The organism is Variovorax sp. GW822-FHT04A09, from assembly GCF_058801005.1.
In genome coordinates, this window is sequence record NZ_JBXAMV010000004.1 from 220,747 (window position 1) to 242,067 (window position 21,321).

At 69.3% G+C, this 21,321-nt stretch carries 16 protein-coding genes; 12 read left to right on the top strand and 4 right to left on the bottom strand.

The window, feature by feature from the left end:
- Nucleotides 1-4: 4 nt before the first annotated feature.
- From AC1RLW_RS21140 to AC1RLW_RS21195, 12 genes are all read left to right on the top strand, one after another.
- Nucleotides 5-223: a DUF350 domain-containing protein gene (locus AC1RLW_RS21140; protein ID WP_062473571.1), complete on the top strand. Its 219-nt coding sequence runs from the start codon at nucleotides 5-7 to the stop codon at nucleotides 221-223.
- A complete protein-coding gene (locus tag AC1RLW_RS21145) occupies nucleotides 220-1,776 on the top strand; it encodes a polyamine aminopropyltransferase (protein ID WP_493194903.1) in 1,557 nt (518 codons plus the stop codon). The genes AC1RLW_RS21140 and AC1RLW_RS21145 overlap by 4 nt, the downstream gene beginning before the upstream one ends.
- A 117-nt stretch (nucleotides 1,777-1,893) precedes the next feature.
- A complete protein-coding gene (locus AC1RLW_RS21150; protein ID WP_493194904.1) occupies nucleotides 1,894-3,504 on the top strand; it encodes an FAD-dependent oxidoreductase in 1,611 nt (536 codons plus the stop codon).
- A complete protein-coding gene (locus AC1RLW_RS21155; RefSeq protein ID WP_493194905.1) occupies nucleotides 3,501-4,619 on the top strand; it encodes a saccharopine dehydrogenase family protein in 1,119 nt (372 codons plus the stop codon). The genes AC1RLW_RS21150 and AC1RLW_RS21155 overlap by 4 nt, the downstream gene beginning before the upstream one ends.
- Complete coding sequence (locus AC1RLW_RS21160; RefSeq protein ID WP_493194907.1) at nucleotides 4,616-4,999, top strand: DoxX-like family protein; 384 nt, start codon at nucleotides 4,616-4,618, stop codon at nucleotides 4,997-4,999. Before AC1RLW_RS21155 ends, AC1RLW_RS21160 begins: the two co-directional genes overlap by 4 nt.
- Nucleotides 4,996-5,472: a DUF2269 family protein gene (locus AC1RLW_RS21165; RefSeq protein ID WP_159274204.1), complete on the top strand. Its 477-nt coding sequence runs from the start codon at nucleotides 4,996-4,998 to the stop codon at nucleotides 5,470-5,472. The genes AC1RLW_RS21160 and AC1RLW_RS21165 overlap by 4 nt, the downstream gene beginning before the upstream one ends.
- Before the next feature lie 123 nt (nucleotides 5,473-5,595).
- On the top strand, nucleotides 5,596-11,604 hold the full coding sequence (locus tag AC1RLW_RS21170) for an alpha-2-macroglobulin (RefSeq protein ID WP_493194909.1): 6,009 nt from the start codon (nucleotides 5,596-5,598) through the stop codon (nucleotides 11,602-11,604).
- Nucleotides 11,605-11,625: 21 nt separating this feature from the next.
- Complete coding sequence (gene pbpC / locus AC1RLW_RS21175; protein ID WP_493194911.1) at nucleotides 11,626-13,947, top strand: penicillin-binding protein 1C; 2,322 nt, start codon at nucleotides 11,626-11,628, stop codon at nucleotides 13,945-13,947.
- A 75-nt stretch (nucleotides 13,948-14,022) separates the two neighbouring features.
- Nucleotides 14,023-15,375 (top strand): esterase-like activity of phytase family protein, encoded by a 1,353-nt coding sequence (locus AC1RLW_RS21180; RefSeq protein ID WP_493194912.1) that lies wholly within the window; start codon nucleotides 14,023-14,025, stop codon nucleotides 15,373-15,375.
- A 156-nt stretch (nucleotides 15,376-15,531) separates the two neighbouring features.
- A complete protein-coding gene (locus AC1RLW_RS21185) occupies nucleotides 15,532-15,840 on the top strand; it encodes a DUF3649 domain-containing protein (RefSeq protein ID WP_370680729.1) in 309 nt (102 codons plus the stop codon).
- Nucleotides 15,837-17,486 carry a PepSY-associated TM helix domain-containing protein gene (locus AC1RLW_RS21190; RefSeq protein WP_493194914.1) on the top strand — a complete coding sequence of 550 codons (1,650 nt, stop codon included), beginning with the start codon at nucleotides 15,837-15,839 and terminating at the stop codon, nucleotides 17,484-17,486. The genes AC1RLW_RS21185 and AC1RLW_RS21190 overlap by 4 nt, the downstream gene beginning before the upstream one ends.
- Entirely contained in the window at nucleotides 17,486-17,833 is a 348-nt protein-coding gene (locus AC1RLW_RS21195) for a DUF3325 domain-containing protein (RefSeq protein ID WP_095948377.1), read from the top strand. Before AC1RLW_RS21190 ends, AC1RLW_RS21195 begins: the two co-directional genes overlap by 1 nt.
- Nucleotides 17,834-17,840: 7 nt before the next feature.
- Here AC1RLW_RS21195 and AC1RLW_RS21200 read toward each other — a convergent pair whose 3' ends face one another.
- The 4 genes from AC1RLW_RS21200 to AC1RLW_RS21215 are packed head-to-tail and all read right to left on the bottom strand — an operon-like array spanning nucleotide 17,841 to nucleotide 21,312.
- Complete coding sequence (locus tag AC1RLW_RS21200) at nucleotides 17,841-19,232, bottom strand: aminopeptidase P N-terminal domain-containing protein (protein ID WP_062473541.1); 1,392 nt, start codon at nucleotides 19,230-19,232, stop codon at nucleotides 17,841-17,843.
- Nucleotides 19,233-19,238: 6 nt separating this feature from the next.
- Nucleotides 19,239-20,183 carry a hypothetical protein gene (locus AC1RLW_RS21205; protein WP_493194916.1) on the bottom strand — a complete coding sequence of 315 codons (945 nt, stop codon included), beginning with the start codon at nucleotides 20,181-20,183 and terminating at the stop codon, nucleotides 19,239-19,241.
- On the bottom strand, nucleotides 20,180-20,908 hold the full coding sequence (locus AC1RLW_RS21210) for a nucleotidyltransferase family protein (RefSeq protein ID WP_493194918.1): 729 nt from the start codon (nucleotides 20,906-20,908) through the stop codon (nucleotides 20,180-20,182). Before AC1RLW_RS21210 ends, AC1RLW_RS21205 begins: the two co-directional genes overlap by 4 nt.
- 14 nt (nucleotides 20,909-20,922) lie before the next feature.
- Entirely contained in the window at nucleotides 20,923-21,312 is a 390-nt protein-coding gene (locus AC1RLW_RS21215) for an S-adenosylmethionine decarboxylase family protein (RefSeq protein WP_493194919.1), read from the bottom strand.
- Nucleotides 21,313-21,321: the final 9 nt, after the last annotated feature.

The window sequence follows — 21,321 nt, forward strand, 5'->3', positions numbered from 1 at the left end:
CCCCATGGGAATTGAATGGCTGAAACCGGGCGTGGTCCTCGGATCGCTCGTGTATGCGCTGATCGGCGTGGTGGTCTTCTGGATCTGCTTCTTGATCATCGACAAGATCACCCCCTATGACCTGTGGGGCGAGATCGTCGAGAAGCAGAACAGGGCGCTGGCGCTCGTCGTGGCCGCCATGTGCCTCGGCATCAGCGTCATCGTGGCCGCAGCAATCCATTGAGCGACGCGGCCCTGCCCGCGCGCACCCCGGATGCGCGGGGGCCGCAACCCGTCGAGATCGCGCTGCTCGCCAGCGTGTTCGTCGTCGCGGCCTGCGGCCTCGTCTACGAACTGAGCGCGGCCGCGCTGAGCTCCTACCTGCTCGGCGACTCGGTGCTGCAGTTCAGCACCATCATCGGCACCTACCTGTTCGCCATGGGCGTCGGCTCGTGGCTCTCGCGCTATTTCGACCGGCAGCTGCCGGCGCACTTCCTTCGCATCGAGCTGCTCGTGGCGCTGATCGGCGGCGCGCTGCCGGCGATCCTGTTCCTGGCCAACGCCTACGTGCCGGGCGCGTTCCGGCTGCTGCTGTACGGCCTCGTCGTGGTGGTGGGCACGCTGGTGGGGCTCGAGATCCCGCTGGTGATGCGCATCCTCAAGCGCAACATCGTGCTCAAGGACCTCGTGTCGCAGGTGCTGACCTTCGACTACCTGGGCGCGCTTGCCGTGTCGGTCGCGTTCCCGCTGATCCTCGTGCCGCAGCTGGGCATGATCCGCACCGGCCTGCTGTTCGGCGTGATGAACGCCGCGGTGGCCGTGTGGGCGCTGTGGCTGTTCCGCCATGAACTGCGCCGCGCCGGCGCGCACGCGGTGGCCTGCTTCCTGACGCTGGGCGCGCTCATCGGCGCCTTCTGGGGCGCCGACCACATCACCACGCTGGCGGAAGACAAGTTCTACCAGGACCGCATCGTCTTCAGCGCCAGCTCGCCCTACCAGCGCATCGTGGTCACGCGCGGCGCGCTGGGCCACAGGCTGTTCCTGAACGGCAACCTGCAGTTCGCCGAGCGCGACGAGTACCGCTACCACGAGGCGCTGGTGCACCCCGCGATGGCGGCGCACGGCGCGCCCAAGAAAGTCGCCGTGCTCGGCGGCGGCGACGGCATGGCGGTGCGCGAGATCCTCAAGTACCCCTCGGTCGAATCGGTCACGCTGGTGGAGCTCGATCCGAACATGACGCAGCTCTTCACCACGCACGAGACGCTGGCCGCGCTCAACGGGCACGCGCTCTCGTCGCCGAAGGTGAAGGTCGTGAACACCGACGCGTTCCAGTGGCTGCAGCAGGAGGGCGACACCTTCGACGTCATCGTGGTCGACTTTCCCGATCCCACCAACTTCGCCATCGGCAAGCTCTACACCAACAGCTTCTACGCGCTGCTCGACCGGCGCCTGTCGGCCAGCGGCTACGCCGTGATCCAGACCACCTCGCCGCTGGTGGCGCGCAAGAGCTACTGGACCGTGGCAAGCACCATCGAGTCGGTCGGCCTGAAGGCCACGCCGTACCACGCGCACGTGCCCAGCTTCGGCGAATGGGGCTACATCATCGCCAGCCACCGGCCCTACCGGCTGCCCGACGCTCTGCCGGGCGGCATGCGCTTTCTCACGCCGGCGACGCTGCCCCTGATGTTCGACTTTCCGCTCGACATGGCGCGCGTGCCGACCGAAGTGAATCGTCTGTCGAACCAGACCCTCGTCACCACCTACGAACAGGAGTGGGGCAAGGTCATGGCGCACTGATATGGCTCGCCCCCAGGCTGCGCGCACTTCGTGTCGCTTCGCCAACCCCCTGCCGGGGGCAACACCTGCGGCCCGGCGAAGCCGGTTCCGCGGTGTTCCACGAAGGAACCGTGTGCCATGAGGCGCCGTGGCTTTCTTGGCGTCGCTGCCGGTGCAGGCGCCCTGGCGCTGGCCGGCTGCGAGGCGCCACCGCCGGTCATCGAAGGCGGCTTCACCGGCATCGATGTCGCGCGCGGCCACGCGATGCGCGACGGCACGCTCAGGTCGCAGGCCCCGGCCACCGTCAGGCGCACCCGCGTCGTCATCGCCGGCGGCGGCGTCGCCGGCCTGGCGGCCGCGCGTGCGCTGCGCCTCGCGGGCATCGACGACTTCGCGCTGCTCGAACTTGAGGACACCCCCGGCGGCAACGCGCGCGGCGGCGTGGTCGGCGGCATCGCCTGCCCGCTCGGCGCGCACTACCTGCCCACGCCCGGCGACGACGCGCACGAGGTGCAGGACCTGCTCGAGGAACTCGGCCTGCGCCGCCGCGTCGCGGGCCGGTGGACCTACGACGAGCGCCACCTCTGCCACAGCCCGCAGGAACGCCTCTTCTTCCGTGGCGAATGGCAGGACGGGTTGCTGCCCGTGCACGACGTGGGCGATGGCACGCACGCGCAGTACCGCCGCTTCGCACAGCGCATCGACGCCCTGCAGCACGCCGCACACTTCGCCATTCCCACGCTGCGCTTCGCCGTCACGCCCGAGCTGCTCGCGCTCGACGCCGTGCCCTTCGCGGGCTGGCTCGACCGCGAAGGCTTCGACGATGCCCACCTGCGCTGGTACCTCGACTACTGCTGCCGCGACGATTACGGCGCCGGCATCGCACAGGTGTCGGCCTGGGCCGGCATCCACTACTTCGCAAGCCGGCACGGCTTTCATGCGCCCGGCGACGCGAGCGGCAGCGTCAATGACACCAACCCCGATCGCGACGGCGTGCTCACCTGGCCCGAAGGCAACGGCTGGCTCACGAAGCAGCTGGCCGCGCCGCTGGGCCAGCGCCTCCACACCGGCCAGGTCGTCACCCGCATCGCCGAAGGGCGCGCCGGCGTCGAGGTCGATGCGTGGGACGCCGCCTCGAAATCGATGGTGCGCTGGCAGGCCGAACGCTGCATCGTCGCGCTGCCCGTCTTCATCGCCGCGCGCGTGGTCGAGAACCCGCCGGCGCTGCTGACCAGCGCCGCCGCGCACGTGCGCTACGCCCCCTGGCTGGTCGCCAACGTGCACCTGCGCGGCCCGCTGGCCGACCGCATCGGCGCCGCGCCGAGCTGGGACAACGTGATCTACGGCACGCGCGGCCTTGGGTATGTCGATGCGCGCCACCAGACGCTCGACCCCACGCCGCGCGGCACCGTGCTCAGCTGGTACCGCCCGCTGGGCCCGAGCGGCTACGACACCGGCGACGGCCGCCAGCTGCTGCTCGAGCGTCCGTGGACCGCATGGCGCGACGAGCTGCTGGCCGAGCTGTCGGTGCCGCACCCCGACCTGCCCGCGCTCGCCACGCGCGTCGAGATCACGCGCTACGGACACGCCATGTCGATCCCGCGACCCGGGCTGCTCGCGCAGATCGGCGCGCACGGCGACCGCGTGGCCGCGGGCCGGCTGTCGTTCGCGCACGCGGACTGGTCGGGCTATTCGATCTTCGAGGAAGCCTTCACACGCGGCCACATCGCCGGAGCGAACCTCGCATGAAGACGCTGGTGCTCGGCGGCTACGGCAACTTCGGTGCGCGCATCAGCCGCGCGCTGGCGCAGGACCCGGGCATCGAATTGTGGGTCGGCGGGCGCGACCTCGAACGGGCCACGGCCTTTGCGCAATCGCTGGGCGGCAGCGCACGCGGTGTGCGCGTCGATGCGCAGTCGCCCGATCTCACGCAGGGCCTGGGCTTCCTGGGTGTCGACCTCGTCATCCACACCGCCGGCCCGTTCCAGGGCCAGGACTACCGCGTGCCGCAGGCCGTGGCAGCCGCCGGCGCGCACTACATCGACCTGGCCGACGGCCGGCGCTTCGTCTGCGACTTTCCCGCCGCGATGGACGCCGCCTTCCGCAGCGCAGGCCGCACCGCCGTGACCGGCGCCAGCACCGTGCCCGCGCTGTCGTCGGCAGTGGTCGACCACCTTGCCGCCGGCTGGCAAGGCATCCGCAGCATCGACATCTGCATCGCGCCGGCACAAGGCGCACCGCGCGGCGAAGCCACGCTCGCGGGCGTGCTCGCCTACTGCGGCGCGCCGATCCGCGTCTGGCACGGCGGCCGGTGGACCGAGCAGCCCGGCTGGGCGCATCCCGCGAAGGTGCAGTTCGCGCGCATGAAGCCGCGCCGCGGCGCCTTGTGCGACATCCCCGACCTCGAGCTCTTTCCCGCGCGCTACGCCGGCGTGCAGTCGGTCATGTTCCGCGCCGCACTCGAAGTCGGCCTGACCCAGCACGCCTTCGCCTTCCTGGCCTTCCTGCGCCGCGCAGGCCTGCTGCGCGCACCGCAGAAGCTGGCGCCGCTACTGCACGCGACGGGCGGCGTGTTCGATGCGTTCGGCACCGCGCTGGGCGGCATGGTGGTGCGCGTCGAAGGCACCGATGCACACGGCGCCATCGCGCGCCGCGCCTGGCACATCGCGGCGGACGACAACCACGGCCCCGAGATTCCCTGCATGGCCGCCATCCTGCTGGCGCGGCGGCTCGCGCGCGGCGAGGCGTTGCCGGCGGGCGCGCACGCCTGCGCCGGCCTGCTCACGCTGCCCGAGTTCGACCCCGAGTTCGCGCGCTGGGGCATGGTGACGGATGTGATCGACGAAGGGGCGCCCACGCCATGACGCGCCCGGTTGCCGACGGCGACGACCGCCTGCTGCGCCTGAGCCTCGTCGCGGTCTGGCTCTTCACCGCCGTCGCCAGCATCGTCGAACTCGACGGCCAGAGCCGGCGCGTGCTGGCCGACGCGGGCATCGCCTCGCCGCCATGGCTGGTGCAGGCGTTGATCGTCGGCGGCGCGGCGGCCGATCTGGCGGTCGGCCTGGCGCTGTGGCTGCGACCCGGCCGCACCGTCTACCTGGCCGCCTTCGCCCTGATGCTCGCCATGACGCTCGTGGCGACCGTGCTGCAACCGAGCCTGTGGCTGCACCCGCTCGGCCCGCTGCTCAAGAACCTGCCCATTGCCGCGCTGCTCTGGCACTTGTACCGACGCGCCACGCCATGAACACCTACCTCGTCCTCAAGTGGTTGCACATCGTCTCCAGCGTGCTGATGGTCGGCACGGGGTTGGGATCGGCCTTCTACATGTTCTTTGCCAACCGCAGCGGCAGCGTGCCGGCGCAGGCGGTGGTGAGCCGGCTGGTGGTGCGCGCGGACTGGTGGTTCACCACGCCCACGGTGATCCTGCAGCCGGTCACCGGCTTCGCGCTGGCGCACCTGGCGGGCTGGCCGCTGTCGACGCCGTGGCTGGCGTTGTCGCTGGGGCTGTTCGCGTTCGCGGGCGCGTGCTGGCTGCCGGTGGTGTGGCTGCAGATCCGCATGGCGGCCCTGGCGGGGCAGGCGCATCGCGAGAGCACCGCGCTGCCGTCGCTGTATCTGCGCTACCAGCGCTACTGGGAACTGCTGGGCTACCCGGCTTTCGTGGCCATGGCCATCGTGTTCTGGCTGATGGTGAACAAGCCCGCACTTTCGTTCTGACGTTCGAGACGGGCCGGTGCGCGGGCCCTGTGCGGTTTTCACGCAGACTTCACACACAGCGCCATGGCTTCACAGACCGGGCAGAGACTGTCAGGCGCCAACAAAAACATCGGGGGAGCGTCCATGCTTCAAGTTGCCAATCGAAAACTCGCGTCGCTCAGCGACGTGCTCTTCACCGGACTGGGCCGTGTGCTCGGGTTCCTGCGTCCGCTGGCACGCGGACTCATCGGTTCCTGGCGACCCCCGGGGTGGCTGCGCATCGTGGGCGCCTTTCTTCTCTTCGGGCTGCAGTGGTTGCAGCAACGGCTGGCCTGGGTGGTGCTGCTGGCGCTGCTGGTGCTGGCCGGCTGGTTCGCCAGCCCGCAGGTGCTGAAGTGGTGGCACGGCCTCACGCCCGACCGCGTCGAGCCCGTCGTTTCCACTGCGCAGATCGTGCCGCCGCCGCGCACGCAGATCGAAAACGACAAGGGACCGAACCCGGTCGTCATCAACTTCTCTGCCTCGGTCGCGCCGATCGCGCGCATCGGCCAGGAGGCGACCGGCGTCAGCATCGAACCCGCCATTGCGGGGCGCTGGTCGTGGAGCAGCCAGAAGAAGCTCGAATTCCTTCCCACACAGGATTGGCCAGTCGGCCAGCCCTACAAGGTGCAGCTCTCGAAGGACGCGCTCGCGCCGCACATCGAGATCGAGCAGCGCAAGTACGAGTTCACCTCGCCCGAATTCAGCGCGCGCATCGCGGGCGCGGAGTTCTACCAAGACCCGGTGCAGGCCAACGTGCGGCGGGCGCTCTTCCAGGTGCGCTTCTCGCACCCCGTGAACACGGCAGAGTTCGAAAAGCGCCTGGTGCTGAGCTATGACCAGGCCTGCGGCACCTCGATCTTCAGCGTGGGCAAGTGCGCGAGCGAGAAGTTCACCGTCAGCTACGACAAGCTGCGCCTCACCGCCACCCTCCAGTCAGAGCCGCTGCCCATTCCCGAGAAGACGCGCCCCGTGGTGCTCAGCCTCACCTCTGGCGCGGTCGCGCAGAAGGGCGGCCCCGGCCAGCGCAGCGACCTCTCGCGCGCGGTCGACATCCCCGGTCTCTTCAGCCTCGACATCTCGAGCATCGATCCCACCATCGTCACCGGCGAGAACGGCGAGCCCGAGCATGTGATGCACGTCACCGCCTCGATGCCGGTGCACGAGCGCGAAATGGCGCGCGTGGTGCAGGCCTGGCTGCTGCCCGCCACGGAAGAAGCCAAGGGCGACCCCGAAGAAAAGTTCGACTGGTCTGCCGACCCCGCGAAGGTCACCGACGCCGTGCTGCGCCGCGCGAAGAAGATCAACCTGCAGCCCATCGCCAGCGAGCGCGAAGTGACCGAGATGGTCAGCTTCCGCCTCCCGCAAGCCGAGGGCGGCCGCTACCTGCTGGTGCGCGTGGCCAAGGGCCTGAAGACGCCGGGCGGCTACCAGCTCGGCGCGGCGCGGCAGGACGTTCGATTGCTCAAGACCTTCGCGCCCGAACTCACCATCATGAGCCAGGGCTCGCTGCTCGCGCTGTCGGGTGAGCGCAAGCTACCGATCCTGGTGCGCGACCTGCCCGGCATCCGCCTGGAAATCGGACGCCTGCTGCCGCAGCAGCTGCAGCACCTGGTCACGCAGACCAACGGCGACTTCGCGCATCCGCAGTTCAACAGCGGCCTGCAGTCGGACAACCTCGTCGACCGCTTCCAGAAGGAGATTCCGCTCAGCATCCCCGCCGGCAAGGCGCACTACGAGACCGTCGACTTCGCGCAGTACCTGCGCAGCGACGTGGCCGACCGCCGCGGCGTGTTCCTGCTCAAGGTGCAGGGCTACGACCCCAAGGCCAAGAAGAAGGCCGAAGGCGATGCCACGCAGGCACAGCCCGAAGAAGAACAACAGGAAGAACAGCCATCGGAAGGCGAAGGCGACCCCGAAAGCGGCAACCCCGAAGACCAGAAGGACCAGCGCCTGGTGCTCGTCACCGACCTGGGCATCGTCGCCAAGAAGTCGCTCGACGGCACGCGCGACGTGTTCGTGCAGAGCATCGCCAACGGCCAGCCGGTAGCCGGCGCACTGGTCGAGGTGTGGGGCCGCAACGGCATGATCGTCGCGTCGCAATCCACCGACGCCACGGGCGCTGCCAAGTTGCCCAACCTCGCCGGCTACCAGCGAGAGAAGGCGCCTGTGGTGCTGGTGGTGCGCAAGGACGGCGACCTGAGCTTCCTGCCCTTCAACCGCAGCGACCGCACGCTCGACATCTCGCGCTTCGACGTCGGTGGCCTGCGCGCGGCCGGCGTGCCGAACCAGATGACCGCCTACGTGTTCAGCGACCGCGGCATCTACCGCCCGGGCGACACCATGCACATCGCGATGATGGTCAAGGCCGGCAACTGGGCCACGTCGCTGCGCGACCTGCCGCTCGAAGCCGAGATCATCGATGCGCGCGGGCTCAGCGTGCGCCGCGAGAAGCTCAAGCTCGGCCCCGGCGGCGCGGCGGAAATCGCCCACGCCACGCAGGACACCTCGCCCACCGGCAACTACACCGTCAACCTCTACCTGCCGCGCGAATCTTCGCCCGGCAACCCCGAGGTGCAGGGCCTGCTGATCGGCAGCACCACGGTGAAGGTGCAGGAGTTCCTGCCCGACCGCACCAAGGTCGTCGCCAAGCTCAGCAGCGAGGTGGCCGAAGGTTGGGTCAAGCCCAAGGACCTGAAGGCACTCATCGACGTGCAGAACCTCTTCGGCACGCCCGCGCCCGACCGCAAGGTCGAAGGCACGCTCACGTTGAGCCCGGCCTTCCCGGTGTTCCGCGCGTTCGCCGACTACGCCTTCTTCGATCCGCAGCGCGCCACCGAGAAGCAGGTCGACGACCTGGGCAGCGTGCAGACCAGCGCCGAGGGAAGGGCCGAGTTCGACCTGCGCCTCTCGCGCTTCGATGCGGCAACGTACCAGGTGCACGTGCTCGCCAAGGCCTTCGAGCCCGAGGGCGGGCGCAGCGTCTCGGCCGAGGCGCAGACGCTGGTGAGCGACATGCCCTACCTCGTGGGCGTGAAGGTCGACGGCGACACCAGCTACGTGAGCAAGGGCGCTGCGCGTAATGCCACCGTGATCGCGATCGACCCGCAGGCGAAGAAGACCGCCGTCGACGCCCTGAAGATCGAGCGCGTGGAGCGCAAGGTGCTGTCGGTGCTCGTGAAGCAGGACAACGGCCTCTACCGCTACGAATCGCGCAAGAAGGAAATCGTGATCGACGAGAAGCCGCTGGCCATCGTCGCGGCCGGCAACATCATTGCGTTGAACACCTCCACGCCCGGCAACTTCGCCTACGTGGTGCGCAATGCCGGCGGGCTGGAGCTGAACCGCGTCGAATACAGCGTGGCGGGCAACGCGAACGTCTCGCGCTCGCTGGACCGCAACGCCGAACTGCAGCTCACGCTCGACCGCAAGGACTACGAGCCGGGCCAGGAGATCGAGGTGAGCATCCGCGCACCGTACGTGGGTGCAGGCCTCATCACCATCGAGCGCGACAAGGTCTACGCTCACGCATGGTTCAAGACCGACAAGACCGCCTCGGTGCAGAAGATCGTGCTGCCCAAGGACTTCGAGGGCACCGGCTACATCAACGTGCACTTCGTGCGCGACCCGGCCTCGGACGAGGTCTACATGAGCCCGCTGTCGTACGGCGTCATTCCCTTCGCCACGAGCCTTGCGAAGCGCACCGCCAACCTGCAGCTCACCAGCAGCGAACTCGTGAAGCCCGGCCAGACGGTGAAGATGAAGCTCACCAGCGACAAGCCCACGCGTGCCGTGCTGTTCGCGGTGGACGAAGGCATCCTGCAGGTGGCGCGCTACAAGACGCCCGATCCGCTCAAGCACTTCTTCCAGAAGCGCGCGCTCGAAGTGGGCACCTTGCAGACGCTCGACCTGATCCTGCCGGAGTTCAAGAAGCTCATGCAGGGTGCCGCCCCTGGCGGCGACGGCGAAGGCGAGCTCGGCAAGCACCTGAACCCGTTCAAGCGCAAGCGCGACAAGCCGGTGGCCTACTGGTCGGGGCTGGTCGACGTGAACGGCAGCCGCGAGTTCAGCTACACCGTGCCCGAGAGTTTCAACGGCAGCCTGCGCGTGATGGCCGTCGCGGTGAACGACGAGACCACCGCCGCCAAGAGCACCCGCACCGTGGTGCGCGGCGACATGGTGATCCTGCCGAACGCACCGCTCGCCATGGCGCCTGGCGACACGGTCGAGGTGGGCGTGGGCCTTGCGAACAACATCGCGGGCTCGGGCAAGGAAGCGCCCATCGCGCTCACGCTGACCGCCTCGGGCGGACTCGAAGTGGTGGGCGACGCGACGCAGACGCTCAAGGTCAACGAGCGCGGCGAAGCGAGCACCAAGTTCAACGTGCGCGCCAAGCCGGGCGAACAGGCGGTGCTGGGTTCTTCGGCGCTGGTGTTCACATCGACGCACAAGACCTTCAGCGCGCGTCTCTCGACCGAGGTGAGCGTGCGGCCCGCGTCGCCCTTCGTCACGCTGGTGCAGGCGGGCAGCTTCCAGCGCGCGGGCGAGTTGTCGAGCAAGGCCGACCTGTATCCGAACTTCCGCCAGAGCGATCTGGCGGTGTCGGCCGCACCGTGGGCCTTTGCGACCGGCCTCATGCAGTACCTCGAGGCCTATCCGCACGGCTGCACCGAGCAGATCACGAGCCAGACCTTCCCGGCCGTGCTGCTCGCGGGCCGCCCCGAGCTGGTGAAGGAAATGGCACGCGGCCGCACCGCCGAGCAAGGTCCGATGCCCGAAGCGCGCAAGACCTTCGAGCGCTACCTCGTGCAACTGCGCGCACGGCAGACGGCCGACGGCGGCTTCTCGCTGTGGCCCGGCGCCGGCACCGATCCGTTTGCCACGCTCTACGCGGTGCACCTGCTGGTCGAAGCCAAGGACCACAAGCTGCCCGTGCCGCAAGACCTGCTGCAGAAGGCCAACACCTACCTGCAGGGCTGGCTCGGCAGCGGCGACGCCTCGCTCGACGGCTGGCGCCAGCGCACGCAGGCGGCCTACCTGCTGACGCGCCAGGGCATCATCGCGCCGGCCGCATTGGCCAACCTGCGCGAAGCCTGGCGCAACAAGCAGACCCAGGGCTGGAGCGACGACCTGGGCGCCGTGTACCTGGCAGCGAGCTACCAGCTCGTGAAGCAGGAGCAGGTGGCCAACGAGCTGCTCAACCCGGTGTGGTCGGACCTGCTCGCGCGCACCGAGAAAAAGCAGCGCCGCAACGTCTGGGGTGCCTACTACGATCCACTGGTGCACGACAGCATGACGCTGCACCTGGTGGGCCGCCACTTCCCGTCGCGCCTGAAGACGCTGAAGCCGGCCGTGTGGGAGGGCATGGGCGCGATGGTGCGCGACGGCTGGTACAACAGCCTGTCGTCGGCCTCGATGCTGCTTGCGGTCGACGCCTACTTCGAAGCGGTGGCGCAGAACGCCGAGGGCAAGCTCACGGCGCAGACCGTCAACGCGCAAGGCCAGGCCGCGGCGCTCGCGCTGGGCGCGGTGAACCCGATCACGCGCGCTGCGGTGCCCGCCGGCACGGCCAAGCTCAAGCTCTCGAACGACAGCGACTTCAACCTGTACTACAGCTGGGCCGAACAGGGCTTCGAGCGCAATGTGCCCACCACGCCGGTGAACCAGGGCCTGGAGATCTTCCATGAAGTGCTCGATGCCAAGGGCAACCCGATCACCAAGGCCAAGCTCGGCGAAGAGGTCACCGTGCGGGTGCGCGTGCGCAGCCTGGAGCGCGCACAGCTCAACGACGTGGCGCTGGTCGACCTGCTGCCCGGCGGCCTGGAGCCGGTGCTGCAGGCCGTGGGCGACGACCAGGAAGCCAATGCCGATGCGCCGATCTGGAAGAAGCGCCTCGGTGGCGGCGGTTCGTGGAAGGTGCAGTACGCCGACATCCGCGAAGACCGCGTGGTGTTCTACGGCGCCGTCGACAAGAACCTGCTCGAGGTGACCTACAAGGCGCGGGCGACCAACGTCGGCGACTTCGTGGTGCCGGCCGCGTATGGCGAGGCGATGTACGACCGGCGTGTGTATTCGCGCTCGGCCGGTGCGCGCTTCCAGGTCGTCGCGAACTGACGCCAGGCAGCGGAGGCCGTCATGCGCTTCAGCGTGAAGTTGGGAAGGCTCCGCAAGCCTGCGCTGTGGGCGCTGGCGGTCGCCTTCCTGCTCGCCTTGCTGCGCCTGTGGCCGCACGCCCCGCTCAGCGAAACCGTCGGCAGCTCGCGTGCCGTGTACGCGCAGGGTGGTGAACTGCTGCGCCTCACCCTCGCAAGCGACGAGCAATACCGCCTCTGGGTGCCGCTCGACCGCATCTCGCCGACGCTGGTCGATGCGGTGCTGCTGTACGAAGACCGCCGCTTTTACGCGCACCCCGGCGTCAACCCCGCCGCGCTCGTGCGCAGCGCGTGGCGCATTGCGAGCGGCGAGCGCCGGCAGGGCGGCTCGACGCTCACGATGCAGCTGGCGCGGCGTGTCTACGGCATCGACAGCCGCACGGCGATGGGCAAGATCGCGCAGATCGGCGCGGCGCTCTGGCTCGAAGCGCGCTTCAGCAAGCGCGAGATCCTCGAGGCGTACCTCAACACCGCGCCCTACGGCGGCAACATCGAAGGCGTGCAGGCCGCAAGCCTCATCTACTTCCGCAAGGACGCCGCCAAGCTCAGCCTGCCCGAGGCGCTGACGCTTGCGGTGATTCCGCAGAACCCCGTCAAGCGCATTGCCGAGCGCGGTCGCAATGCCGAGCTGCAGTCGGCACGCGAACGCCTGTGGGCGCTGTGGGCCGAGCGCGATCCGACCGCGAAGCAGCATGCGCCCGATGCGCAGCTCGCGCTCTCGGCACAGTCGCGCGGCAGCCTCCCCTTTCTCGCGCCGCACGCCACCGACATGCTGCTCGCGCAGGAGCGCGGCGTGCAGGAGGTGCGCACCACCATCGATTTGCGCATGCAGGCCACGCTCGAACGCGTGATGGCCCAGTACCTGCGCACGCATGCCGACGTGGGCATGACCAACGCGAGCGCGCTGCTGCTCGACGCTTCGACCATGCAGGTGCGCGCGCTGATCGGTTCGGCCGACTGGCACAACGACGCCATCGCGGGGCAGGTCAACGGCACGCAGGCCAAGCGCTCGCCGGGGTCCACGCTCAAGCCCTTCATCTACGCACTCGCGCTCGACCAGGGCTTGCTGCATCCGAAGACGATGCTGAAGGACGCACCGACCTCCTTCGGCCCCTACACACCCGAGAACTTCGACCACCGCTTCGCCGGCCCGCTGCCCGCGCAGGAGGCGTTGATCCGCAGCCGCAACATCCCCGCGGTGTCCGTCGCTGCGAAGCTGTCGAAGCCGGGGCTCTACGACTTCATGCGGCTCGCGGGCGTGCAGAAGCTGCAGAGCGAATCGCACTACGGCCTCGCGCTGGTGCTGGGCGGCGGCGAAGTCACTCCCGAGGAGCTCGCGGGTCTCTACGCCACGCTCGCGAACGGCGGCATCTCGCAGCCGCTGCGCTACACGCAGCCCGCACCCGACGAGCGGCCGGTGCAGTCGCTGCGCCTCCTGAGCGAAGAGGCCTCGTTCATCACGCTGGACATGCTGCGCCACACACCGCGCCCCGACACCACGCTGCCCGCGCGCCCCGCCATCGCGTGGAAGACGGGCACGTCGTGGGGCTTTCGCGATGCGTGGACCGCGGGCGTGTTCGGTCGCCATGTGCTCGTGGTGTGGGTTGGCAACTTCGATGGCACGAGCAACCCCGCGCTGGTGGGCGTCGATGCGGCCGCGCCGCTGTTCCTGCGCATGGTCGATGCGCTGCGCGCGGAGCGGCTCGATCCCGGCGAGATCGCGACGCGGCAGCCGGCCGATCTGCGGCAGGTCGAAGTGTGCACAGCGACGGGCGGACTGCCCGATGCGCTGTGCCCGGTGCGCACCACGACATGGTTCATCGCCGGCAAGTCGCCGATCCAGGTGAGCAACCTGCATCGCGCCGTGTGGGTCGACGAGACGACCGGCAAGGTGGTGTGCGGGCCGCAGCCCAATGCGCGCCAGCAGGTGGTCGAGCAATGGGGCAGCGACATGCGGCGGCTGTTCCGCCAGGCGGGCCTGCCGCGCGCGAGCCTGCCGACCGACGGCTGCGAGAAGGGCGAGGCCTCGGAGACGGCACCGCTCATCACCTCGCCCTTGCGCGGCGTGCGGCACACGCTGCGCGTGAAGAAGCCCGAGCCGCTCGTGCTGCGCGCCGAAGCGGCGGCGGGCACGCAGACGATCTACTGGTTTGCCGATGACGCACTGGTCGGCAAGGCGGCGCCCGGCGAAGGCATCACCTGGATGCCGGACATGGCGGATTCAGGCCGGCGCTACGTGCTGCGTGCGGTCGATGACCAGGGCCGCGCCGAGTCGCGCGAAGTGACGGTGGACATCGCACCTTGAAGCCGGTGGATGTCACGGCGCCGTCACGCGCAATCGGCATGGTCTCGCGTTTCGACTGAAACCTTTCTGCTGCCCATGACGCGTCTCGCCTCCCTCTCCTTCATCGCCCTGGCCACCGCACTCGCCTGCGGTGGCGCGGCCGCACAGACCGCCTTCCCCGCCACACTCTCCGGCCACGCCGTGCTGCCTGCGCAGAGTTTTGTCGCCGCACCGAAAGACGCGCCGGCCGACCTGCAGGTCAGCGGCAAGTTCACCTCGGGCAAGCGCGTCGAGGCGCTGGGCACCATCGAAGGCCTCTCGGCCGGCCGCGGCACCGGCGTGTCGGTGCCCTTCAAGGGCCAGCCGCTGCAAGGGCACTCGGGCATCAAGAAGATGGACGACGGCTCGTTCTGGATCCTCACCGACAACGGCGCCGGCGCGAAGGCCAACTCGCCCGACTTCATGCTCTACCTGAACCACTACAAGGTGGACTTCAAGAGCGGCAAGTTCCATCGCCTGAACACCATCTTCCTGCACGACCCCGACAAGAAGGTGCCGTTCCGCATCGTTCACGAAGGCACGAAGCAGCGCTACCTGACGGGCTCGGACTTCGATCCCGAGAGCTTCCAGTTCGCCGGCGGCGCGCTGTGGATCGGCGAGGAGTTCGGCCCCTTCCTGATCAAGGCCGACCTGAAGGGCAAGGTGCTCGCGGTGTTCGATACGCAGGTCGACGGCAAGGCCGTGCGCTCGCCCGACCATCCGGCCGTGACCACGCCGGGCGCACCGGGTGGTGCGGTCGATTTCCAGATCAAGCGCTCCAAGGGCTTCGAAGGCATGGCCTCGTCGAAGGACGGCAGCAAGCTCTATGCGCTGCTCGAAGGCCCGGTGTGGAACGCCGAGGCCAAGGACTACGAGAAGGTTGAAGGCAAGGAAGCCCTGCGCGTGCTGGAGTTCGACGTGGCCTCGGAAAAATGGACGGGCCGCCACTGGAAGTACGTGCTCGAAGCCAACGGCCACGCCATCGGCGACTTCAACATGATCGACGGCACCACCGGCCTCATCATCGAGCGCGACAACGGCGAAGGCACGAGCGACAAGGCCTGCCCCGAAGGCCAGAAGCGCACCGACTGCTTCCACGACATCGCGAAGTTCAAGCGCGTCTACAAGGTCGAGCTGAGCGATGCGAACGTGGGCGGCGCGGTGCGCAAGATCGGCTACATCGACTTGCTGAACATCGCCGACCCGAACAAGCTCGCGCGCAAGCCGCTGAACGACGGCGTGCTGAAGTTCCCGTTCTTCACCATCGAGAACGTCGACGTGGTCGATGCCACGCACATCGTGGTCGGCAACGACAACAACCTGCCGTTCTCCAGCAGCCGCGAGCCGAACAAGGCAGACGACAACGAGCTGGTACTGCTCGAAGCCGGCGCGTTGCTGCAGGCGAAGTAAGGCGTACGGCGGCGCCCGCCTTTCAAGGCCCCGCTCGCGGGATGGGCGGGGGCGAGAAAAACCCAGAAGATGAGTATGATTCTCATTCTCCAGGTTTCTCCTCTCCCTCTGTCCCATGAATTTCCGAACGACCTCGCACGTCGTCCGGCGCCCGTCGTGAGCGCCGGCCTCCGCTACCGGATGGGCGTCGCGTCGCGGGCCGTCGCCGCCATCGCGGGCGGTTACGGCGTCGCCGCGCTGTCGGCCGCCGTGCTCGCGCTGGGCCTGCCTGCCCTCTTCGGCATGGCGCGCAGCGAAGCCGCGCTGACCGGCACGCTGGCCTCCTTCCTCGTCTACGCCGTGGCCGTGATGTGGGTCTTCGCGGCGCGCTCGGCGTGGCGCGCCTGGACCGGCCTTGCCATCGCGGCGGCCCTGCAGGGTCTGCTGTTGCTGCTGTGGACCCAGGGCGGCGGAGGTGCCGCATGAAGGAAGGATTCCGTCAGTCGATGGCCTGGCTGCACACCTGGTCGGGCCTGCTGGTCGGCTGGGTGCTCTTCATGGTGTTCGCGGCCGGCACGGCCTCGTACTTCAAGGACGAGATCACCTTCTGGATGAAGCCGGAGCTGCACGCCGTGGCGCCTGGCACGGTGCCGCAGCCGGTGGCCGCCGACAACGCGCTGGGTTTCATGCAGCGCCACGCGCCCGATGCCACGCGCTGGTTCATCACCCTGCCCACCGAGCGCGAGCCCGGCGTGAGTCTGCTGTGGGCCAAGCCGCCGCCACCCGGTTCGCCGCCCGTGGACCGGCGCCGCAGCTTCGACCGCGCCATGCTCGACCCGGCCACGGGCCAGGCGATCACCGCGCCGCGCGAGACGCGCGGCGGCGAGTTCTTCTACCGCCTGCATTTCGACCTGCATTACATGCCCGCGCTCTGGGCGCGCTGGATCGTCGGCTTCTGCGCGATGTTCATGCTCGTGGCCATCGTCAGCGGCATCGTCACGCACAAGCGCATCTTCAAGGACTTCTTCACCTTCCGCCCGAAGAAGGGCCAGCGCTCGTGGCTCGACGCGCACAACGTCACCGCCGTGCTCGCGCTGCCGTACCACGCCATGATCACCTACACCGGGCTGGTCACGCTGATGTTCATGTACATGCCGTGGGGGCCGCAGGTGGCCTACAAGGCGCACGGCGGCAACGACACCTTCTTCGCCGAGGCCTTCCCGGGCGGCGTGCGCACGCAGATCAAGGCCTCGGGCACGAAGGCCGCGCTGGCGCCCCTCGCGCCCATGGTGGCGCAGGCCACGGCCCACTGGGACGGCGCGCCCGTGGGCCGCATCGTGGTGCACCAGCCCAACGACGCCAACGCCGTGGTCTCGCTCACGCGGGCCGAAGGCCGGCACCTGTCGTACGACCAGCCCAGCATGCAGTTCAACGGCACGACCGGCGCGCTCATCGGCAGCTTCGGCGACGTGCCCAAGGCCGCGGCCGAAACGCGCGGCGTGCTCTACGGCCTGCACATCGGCCGCTTTGCCGATCCGCTGCTGCGCGCACTGTTCTTCGTGTCGGGCCTGGCGGGCTGCCTGATGGTGGCGACTGGCCTCTTGCTGTGGGCCGTGAAGGAGCGCCAGAAATACGCCAAGACCCTCAAGCAGGGCGGACGCATCGGCGTCGGCCTGCGGCTGGTCGACGGGTTGAACCTCGGCGCGATCGCCGGCCTGCCCGTGGCCATGGCCGCCTTCTTCTGGGCCAACCGCCTGCTGCCGGTCGACGTGGCCGGCCGCAACGAGGCCGAAATCCGCTGGTTCTTCATCGTCTGGGGCGCCACCGCCGTGCTGGGCCTGCTGCGCCCGACCCTGCGCATGTGGCAGGCGCAGCTCACGCTCGGCGCGCTGCTGTTCGCGCTGCTGCCGGTGCTCAATGCCTTCACCGGCCCCGCGCCGCTCACCGTGAGCCTGCGCAACGGGCCTAGCTCGGTGGCGGGCTTCGACCTCGTGGTCATCGCGCTCGGCCTGGGGCTGGCGGGTGCGACCTGGCTGGTGGAGCGCAAGCGCCGCAAGGCGCTGGCCGCACCGAAGAAAGCCGCCAAGCCGCCGCCGCCGACAGAGCTCGCTGCCTCGGGCCAGGGGTCGTGATGCCGCTGCTCGGGTTGGTGTTCGCCGCCTCGCTGGCCGGCTTCTGCGCGCTGAGCCTCGCGATGGACCGTCACAGCGAAGACGTCTTTGGCCGCGGCCACACCCCGGGCGCCTGGCGCCGATGGCTGCAGCTCGGGGGCACGGCGCTGCTGTGCCTGTCGCTGTGGGCCAGCCTGGAGGCTGCGGGCGGGTCGGTGGGATGGGTGCTGTGGCTCGGAGCGCTGACTGCGGCGGCGCTGGCGACGGTCGGGCTGTTGAGTGGCTTGCCGCACCGTTTTCCGCGCATTGCCATGGGCGCGGCGGTGCTCGCGATCGGGCAGGCGCTGTTCTGCGCGCTGCCCGCCTGATTCGCGCTCAGGCGCGCATCAACGCCTCGATCTCATCCGCCTTCACCGGCACCCCCCGCGAAATCAGTTCGCAGCCCGTCGCCGTGACGATCGCGTCGTCCTCGATGCGGATGCCGATGTTGTGGAATTTTTCGGGCACGCCCTCGCCAGGGCGCACGTAGATGCCGGGCTCCAGCGTCAGCACCATGCCCGGGTGCAGGATGCGGCTCGGGCGGTTCTTGATGAGTTCGTTGGACAGCGGGTCCTTGCGCTCGCTCACCTCGCCCACCTGCGTGGGTTCGACATAGCTGCCGCAGTCGTGCACGTCCATGCCCAGCCAGTGGCCGGTGCGGTGCATGTAGAACTGGAAGTAGGCGCGCGAATCGATCACGTCGTCGACGCTGCCGACCTTGTTGCCGTCGAGCAGGCCCAGGTCGAGCATGCCCTGCGCCAGCACCTTCACGGCCGCGTCGTGCGGGTCGTTGAAGCGGTTGCCAGCCTTGGTGGCGGCGGCCGAGGCGTCCTGGCTGGCCAGCACCAGGTCGTACAGCGCGCGCTGCGGGCCGCTGAATTTGCCATCGGCCGGGAAGGTGCGGGTGATGTCGCTGGCGTAGCCGTCGAGTTCGCAGCCGGCGTCGATCAGCACCAGCTCGCCCTTGCGCACGGGCGCGGCGTCGGCGCGGTAGTGCAGCACGCAGGCATTGGCGCCGGCCGCGACGATGGAGCCGTAGGCCGGGTACTGCGAACCGCCCAGGCGGAACTCGTGCAGCAGCTCGGCGTCGAGGTGGTACTCGCGCACGTCCTTGCCCTCGCGCAGCATGCGCGCCGACAGCTGCATCGCGCGGATGTGGGCGCGGGCGCTGATCTGTGCGGCGCGGCGCATGATGTCCTGCTCGTGCGCGTCCTTCACGAGGCGCATCTCGTCGAGCGGGCCGCACAGGTCGCGCTGCTCCTCGGGGCACAGCGCGCCGTAGCGCACGCGCGCGCGCACCGACTGCAGCCAGCCGTCGATGCGGGTTTCCAGGCCCTTGTGGGTGGCGAAGGGGAACCACACGGTCGAGCGGTTTTCGAGCAGTTTCGGCAACTTCGCGTCGAGGTCGTTCACCGAGAAGGCCTCGTCCACGCCCAGCGCGGCGGGGGCGGCGTCGGGGCCGAGGCGGTAGCCGTCCCAGATCTCGCGTTCCAGGTCTTTCGGCGCGCAGAACAGCGTGGCGCGGCCGTCGCCCGCCAGCACCAGCCAGGCGTTGGGCTCGGTGAAGCCGGTCAGGTAGTAGAAGTAGCTGTCGTGGCGGAACAGGAAGTCGCTGTCGCGGTTGCGCTGGCGCTCGGGCGCGGTGGGGACGATGGCGATGCCGTCCTTGCCCAGTTGCGAAGCGAGGCGCGCGCGGCGCTCGGCGTAGATCGTGGTGTCATTGAGCATGGGATTTCACTTTCGATACGGTGCAAGTCCGGGGTCCGCGGGTACCAGATGCCGCCATGGGAACACATCCTGTGCAAAGTGGCTGACGTAGCCGCCGATCGTTGACTGGATGACCATGAATTGCAGCCGCTGCCGCACGCTCTGCAGCTGTTGCAGCTGGGCCAGGTCGAGGCAGGTGTTGCGCAGCCTCAGCACGCGCAGCTGCGCGCCCACGGGGCTGTGCAGCAAGGCCTCGTAGTCTTCGAAGGCCGTGATGCCGCCGGGCGTCCGGTCGGCCGGCCACGCCATCTGCTGCTCGGTGGATTCGGAAAAGTCCAGCAGCCTGAGGCCCGGCAGCTGCGTTGCGGCGGCCAGGTGGCGGATGAAGTGCTGCGTGGCGAAATGGGCGCCGACGCACAGGCTGGTCAGTTGCGGCAGCGGCACGGCGAAGAAGTCGGCGTTCGGCGCGTTCGGCACCGTCAGTTCGCTCAGGTGCGGCGTCTTGCGCACCCAGCGCGCGATGTCGCCGCCTTCCTCGAGGATGCCGTCGCTGGTGCAGACGAGCGACTGGTTGTGGTCCTCGGGCTGCGTCGGCTTGATGAACAGCGAGCGCAGGCGGGGAAACATCACCGGGCTCTCGAGCAGCGGCGCGAACATCCATTCGCGCGAGCCGTTGGCGCCGCTGTCGGGGCCGCTGAACGCCAGCGAGGTGATGCAGTCGGCCACGTCCTGCCGGCTCAGGCAGGCCAGGGTTTCGTCGAAGGCGTCGCCCCAGGTGTCGCCGAAGTATTCGACGTGCCAGCCCTGGCGCATGGGCGCGAGGCTCAGGCGCGTGAAGTCGCTCACGTAGAGCGGCACGGTCAGCGGGTCTTCGGGCGCGCCGTCGTTGCGTTCGGCGGCGGTGGCCAGGGCCAGCTCGTGCAGGCGCTGCGGCAGCAGGCGCAGGGCGTCGGGCAGCGGCGCGAGCGTCATGCGCCCGCTGCCGGCGCGACCCCGGCGTTGAGTTGCTGCAGGCGCTGCGGCGTGCCCACGTCGGTCCAGTCGCCGGTGTAGAGCTCGGCGCTCACCTGCTGGTTGTCCATGGCGGCGCGCAGGATCGGTGCCAGCGGGGCCTTGATGCCGTCCGGATTGCCAGCCGGGATGTCGCAGTACGGCGGCGCGAACAGCGCGGCGCGGTACAGGCCGATGGTCGAGAAGGTGTATTTGTCGGCCGCCTGGTTCAGTGCGAGCCCGTCGCCCGAGAGGCCGAAGTCGCCCTTGGGGTGGTGCGCCGGGTTCGGCACCAGCCACAGGTGGGCGAGCGTGCCGCTGGCCAGGAAGCGGTCAACCGCGGCCTGGGTGAAGCGGAAACCGGGCGCGAACACGTCGCCCGCCGCCACCCAGAACACCTCGCCCAGCAGCGGCAGCGCGCGCACGATGCCGCCGGCTGTTTCAAGCGCGCCGCCGAAGTCGCGGCCCTCGTCGGAATAGGAGATGGACAGCGCACCACGCCCGTCCAGCACGGGGCGCGCGCCGAACCGGGCGGCAACCTGCGCGCCCAGCCAGTCGGTGTTGACCACCAGCTCGGTGAAGCCGCCGTCGGCCAGCGCCTCCATCGGCCACTGCATCAGCGGCTTGCCGCGCACTTCGAGCAGGGGCTTGGGCGTGGCGTCGGTCAGCGGCCGCATGCGTTCGCCGCGGCCGGCGGCCAGGATCATCGCGCGCACCGCCATCACTGCACCGACCCGGCCACACGGCCGCGTTGCAGTTCGTTGCGCTCGCTGTGGCGGGGCTGGAACAGCGCCACCAAGCAGGCCATCAGCGCATGCGCCTTGGCCGAGTGGTCGGCGCCGAAGTTGCAGACGTACACGTCGAGCGTCACGCCGCGCCGCTCCGGCCAGGTGTGGATGCACAGGTGCGATTCGGCCAGCAGCAGCGTGGCCGTCACGCCGCCCGGCCCCTGCGGCGTGGCCGGAAAACCATGGACCAGCTTGCCCACGGCCTGCAGCCCGGCGGCGGCCACGGCCTTGGTGCAGACCTCGCCGAGCGCGCGCCCGTCGGTGAGCCATTGGAGGCCGCATTGGCAGTCGTGGAGATCGGCGGTGAGGTGCAGCCCTTGCATGGGGGCAAC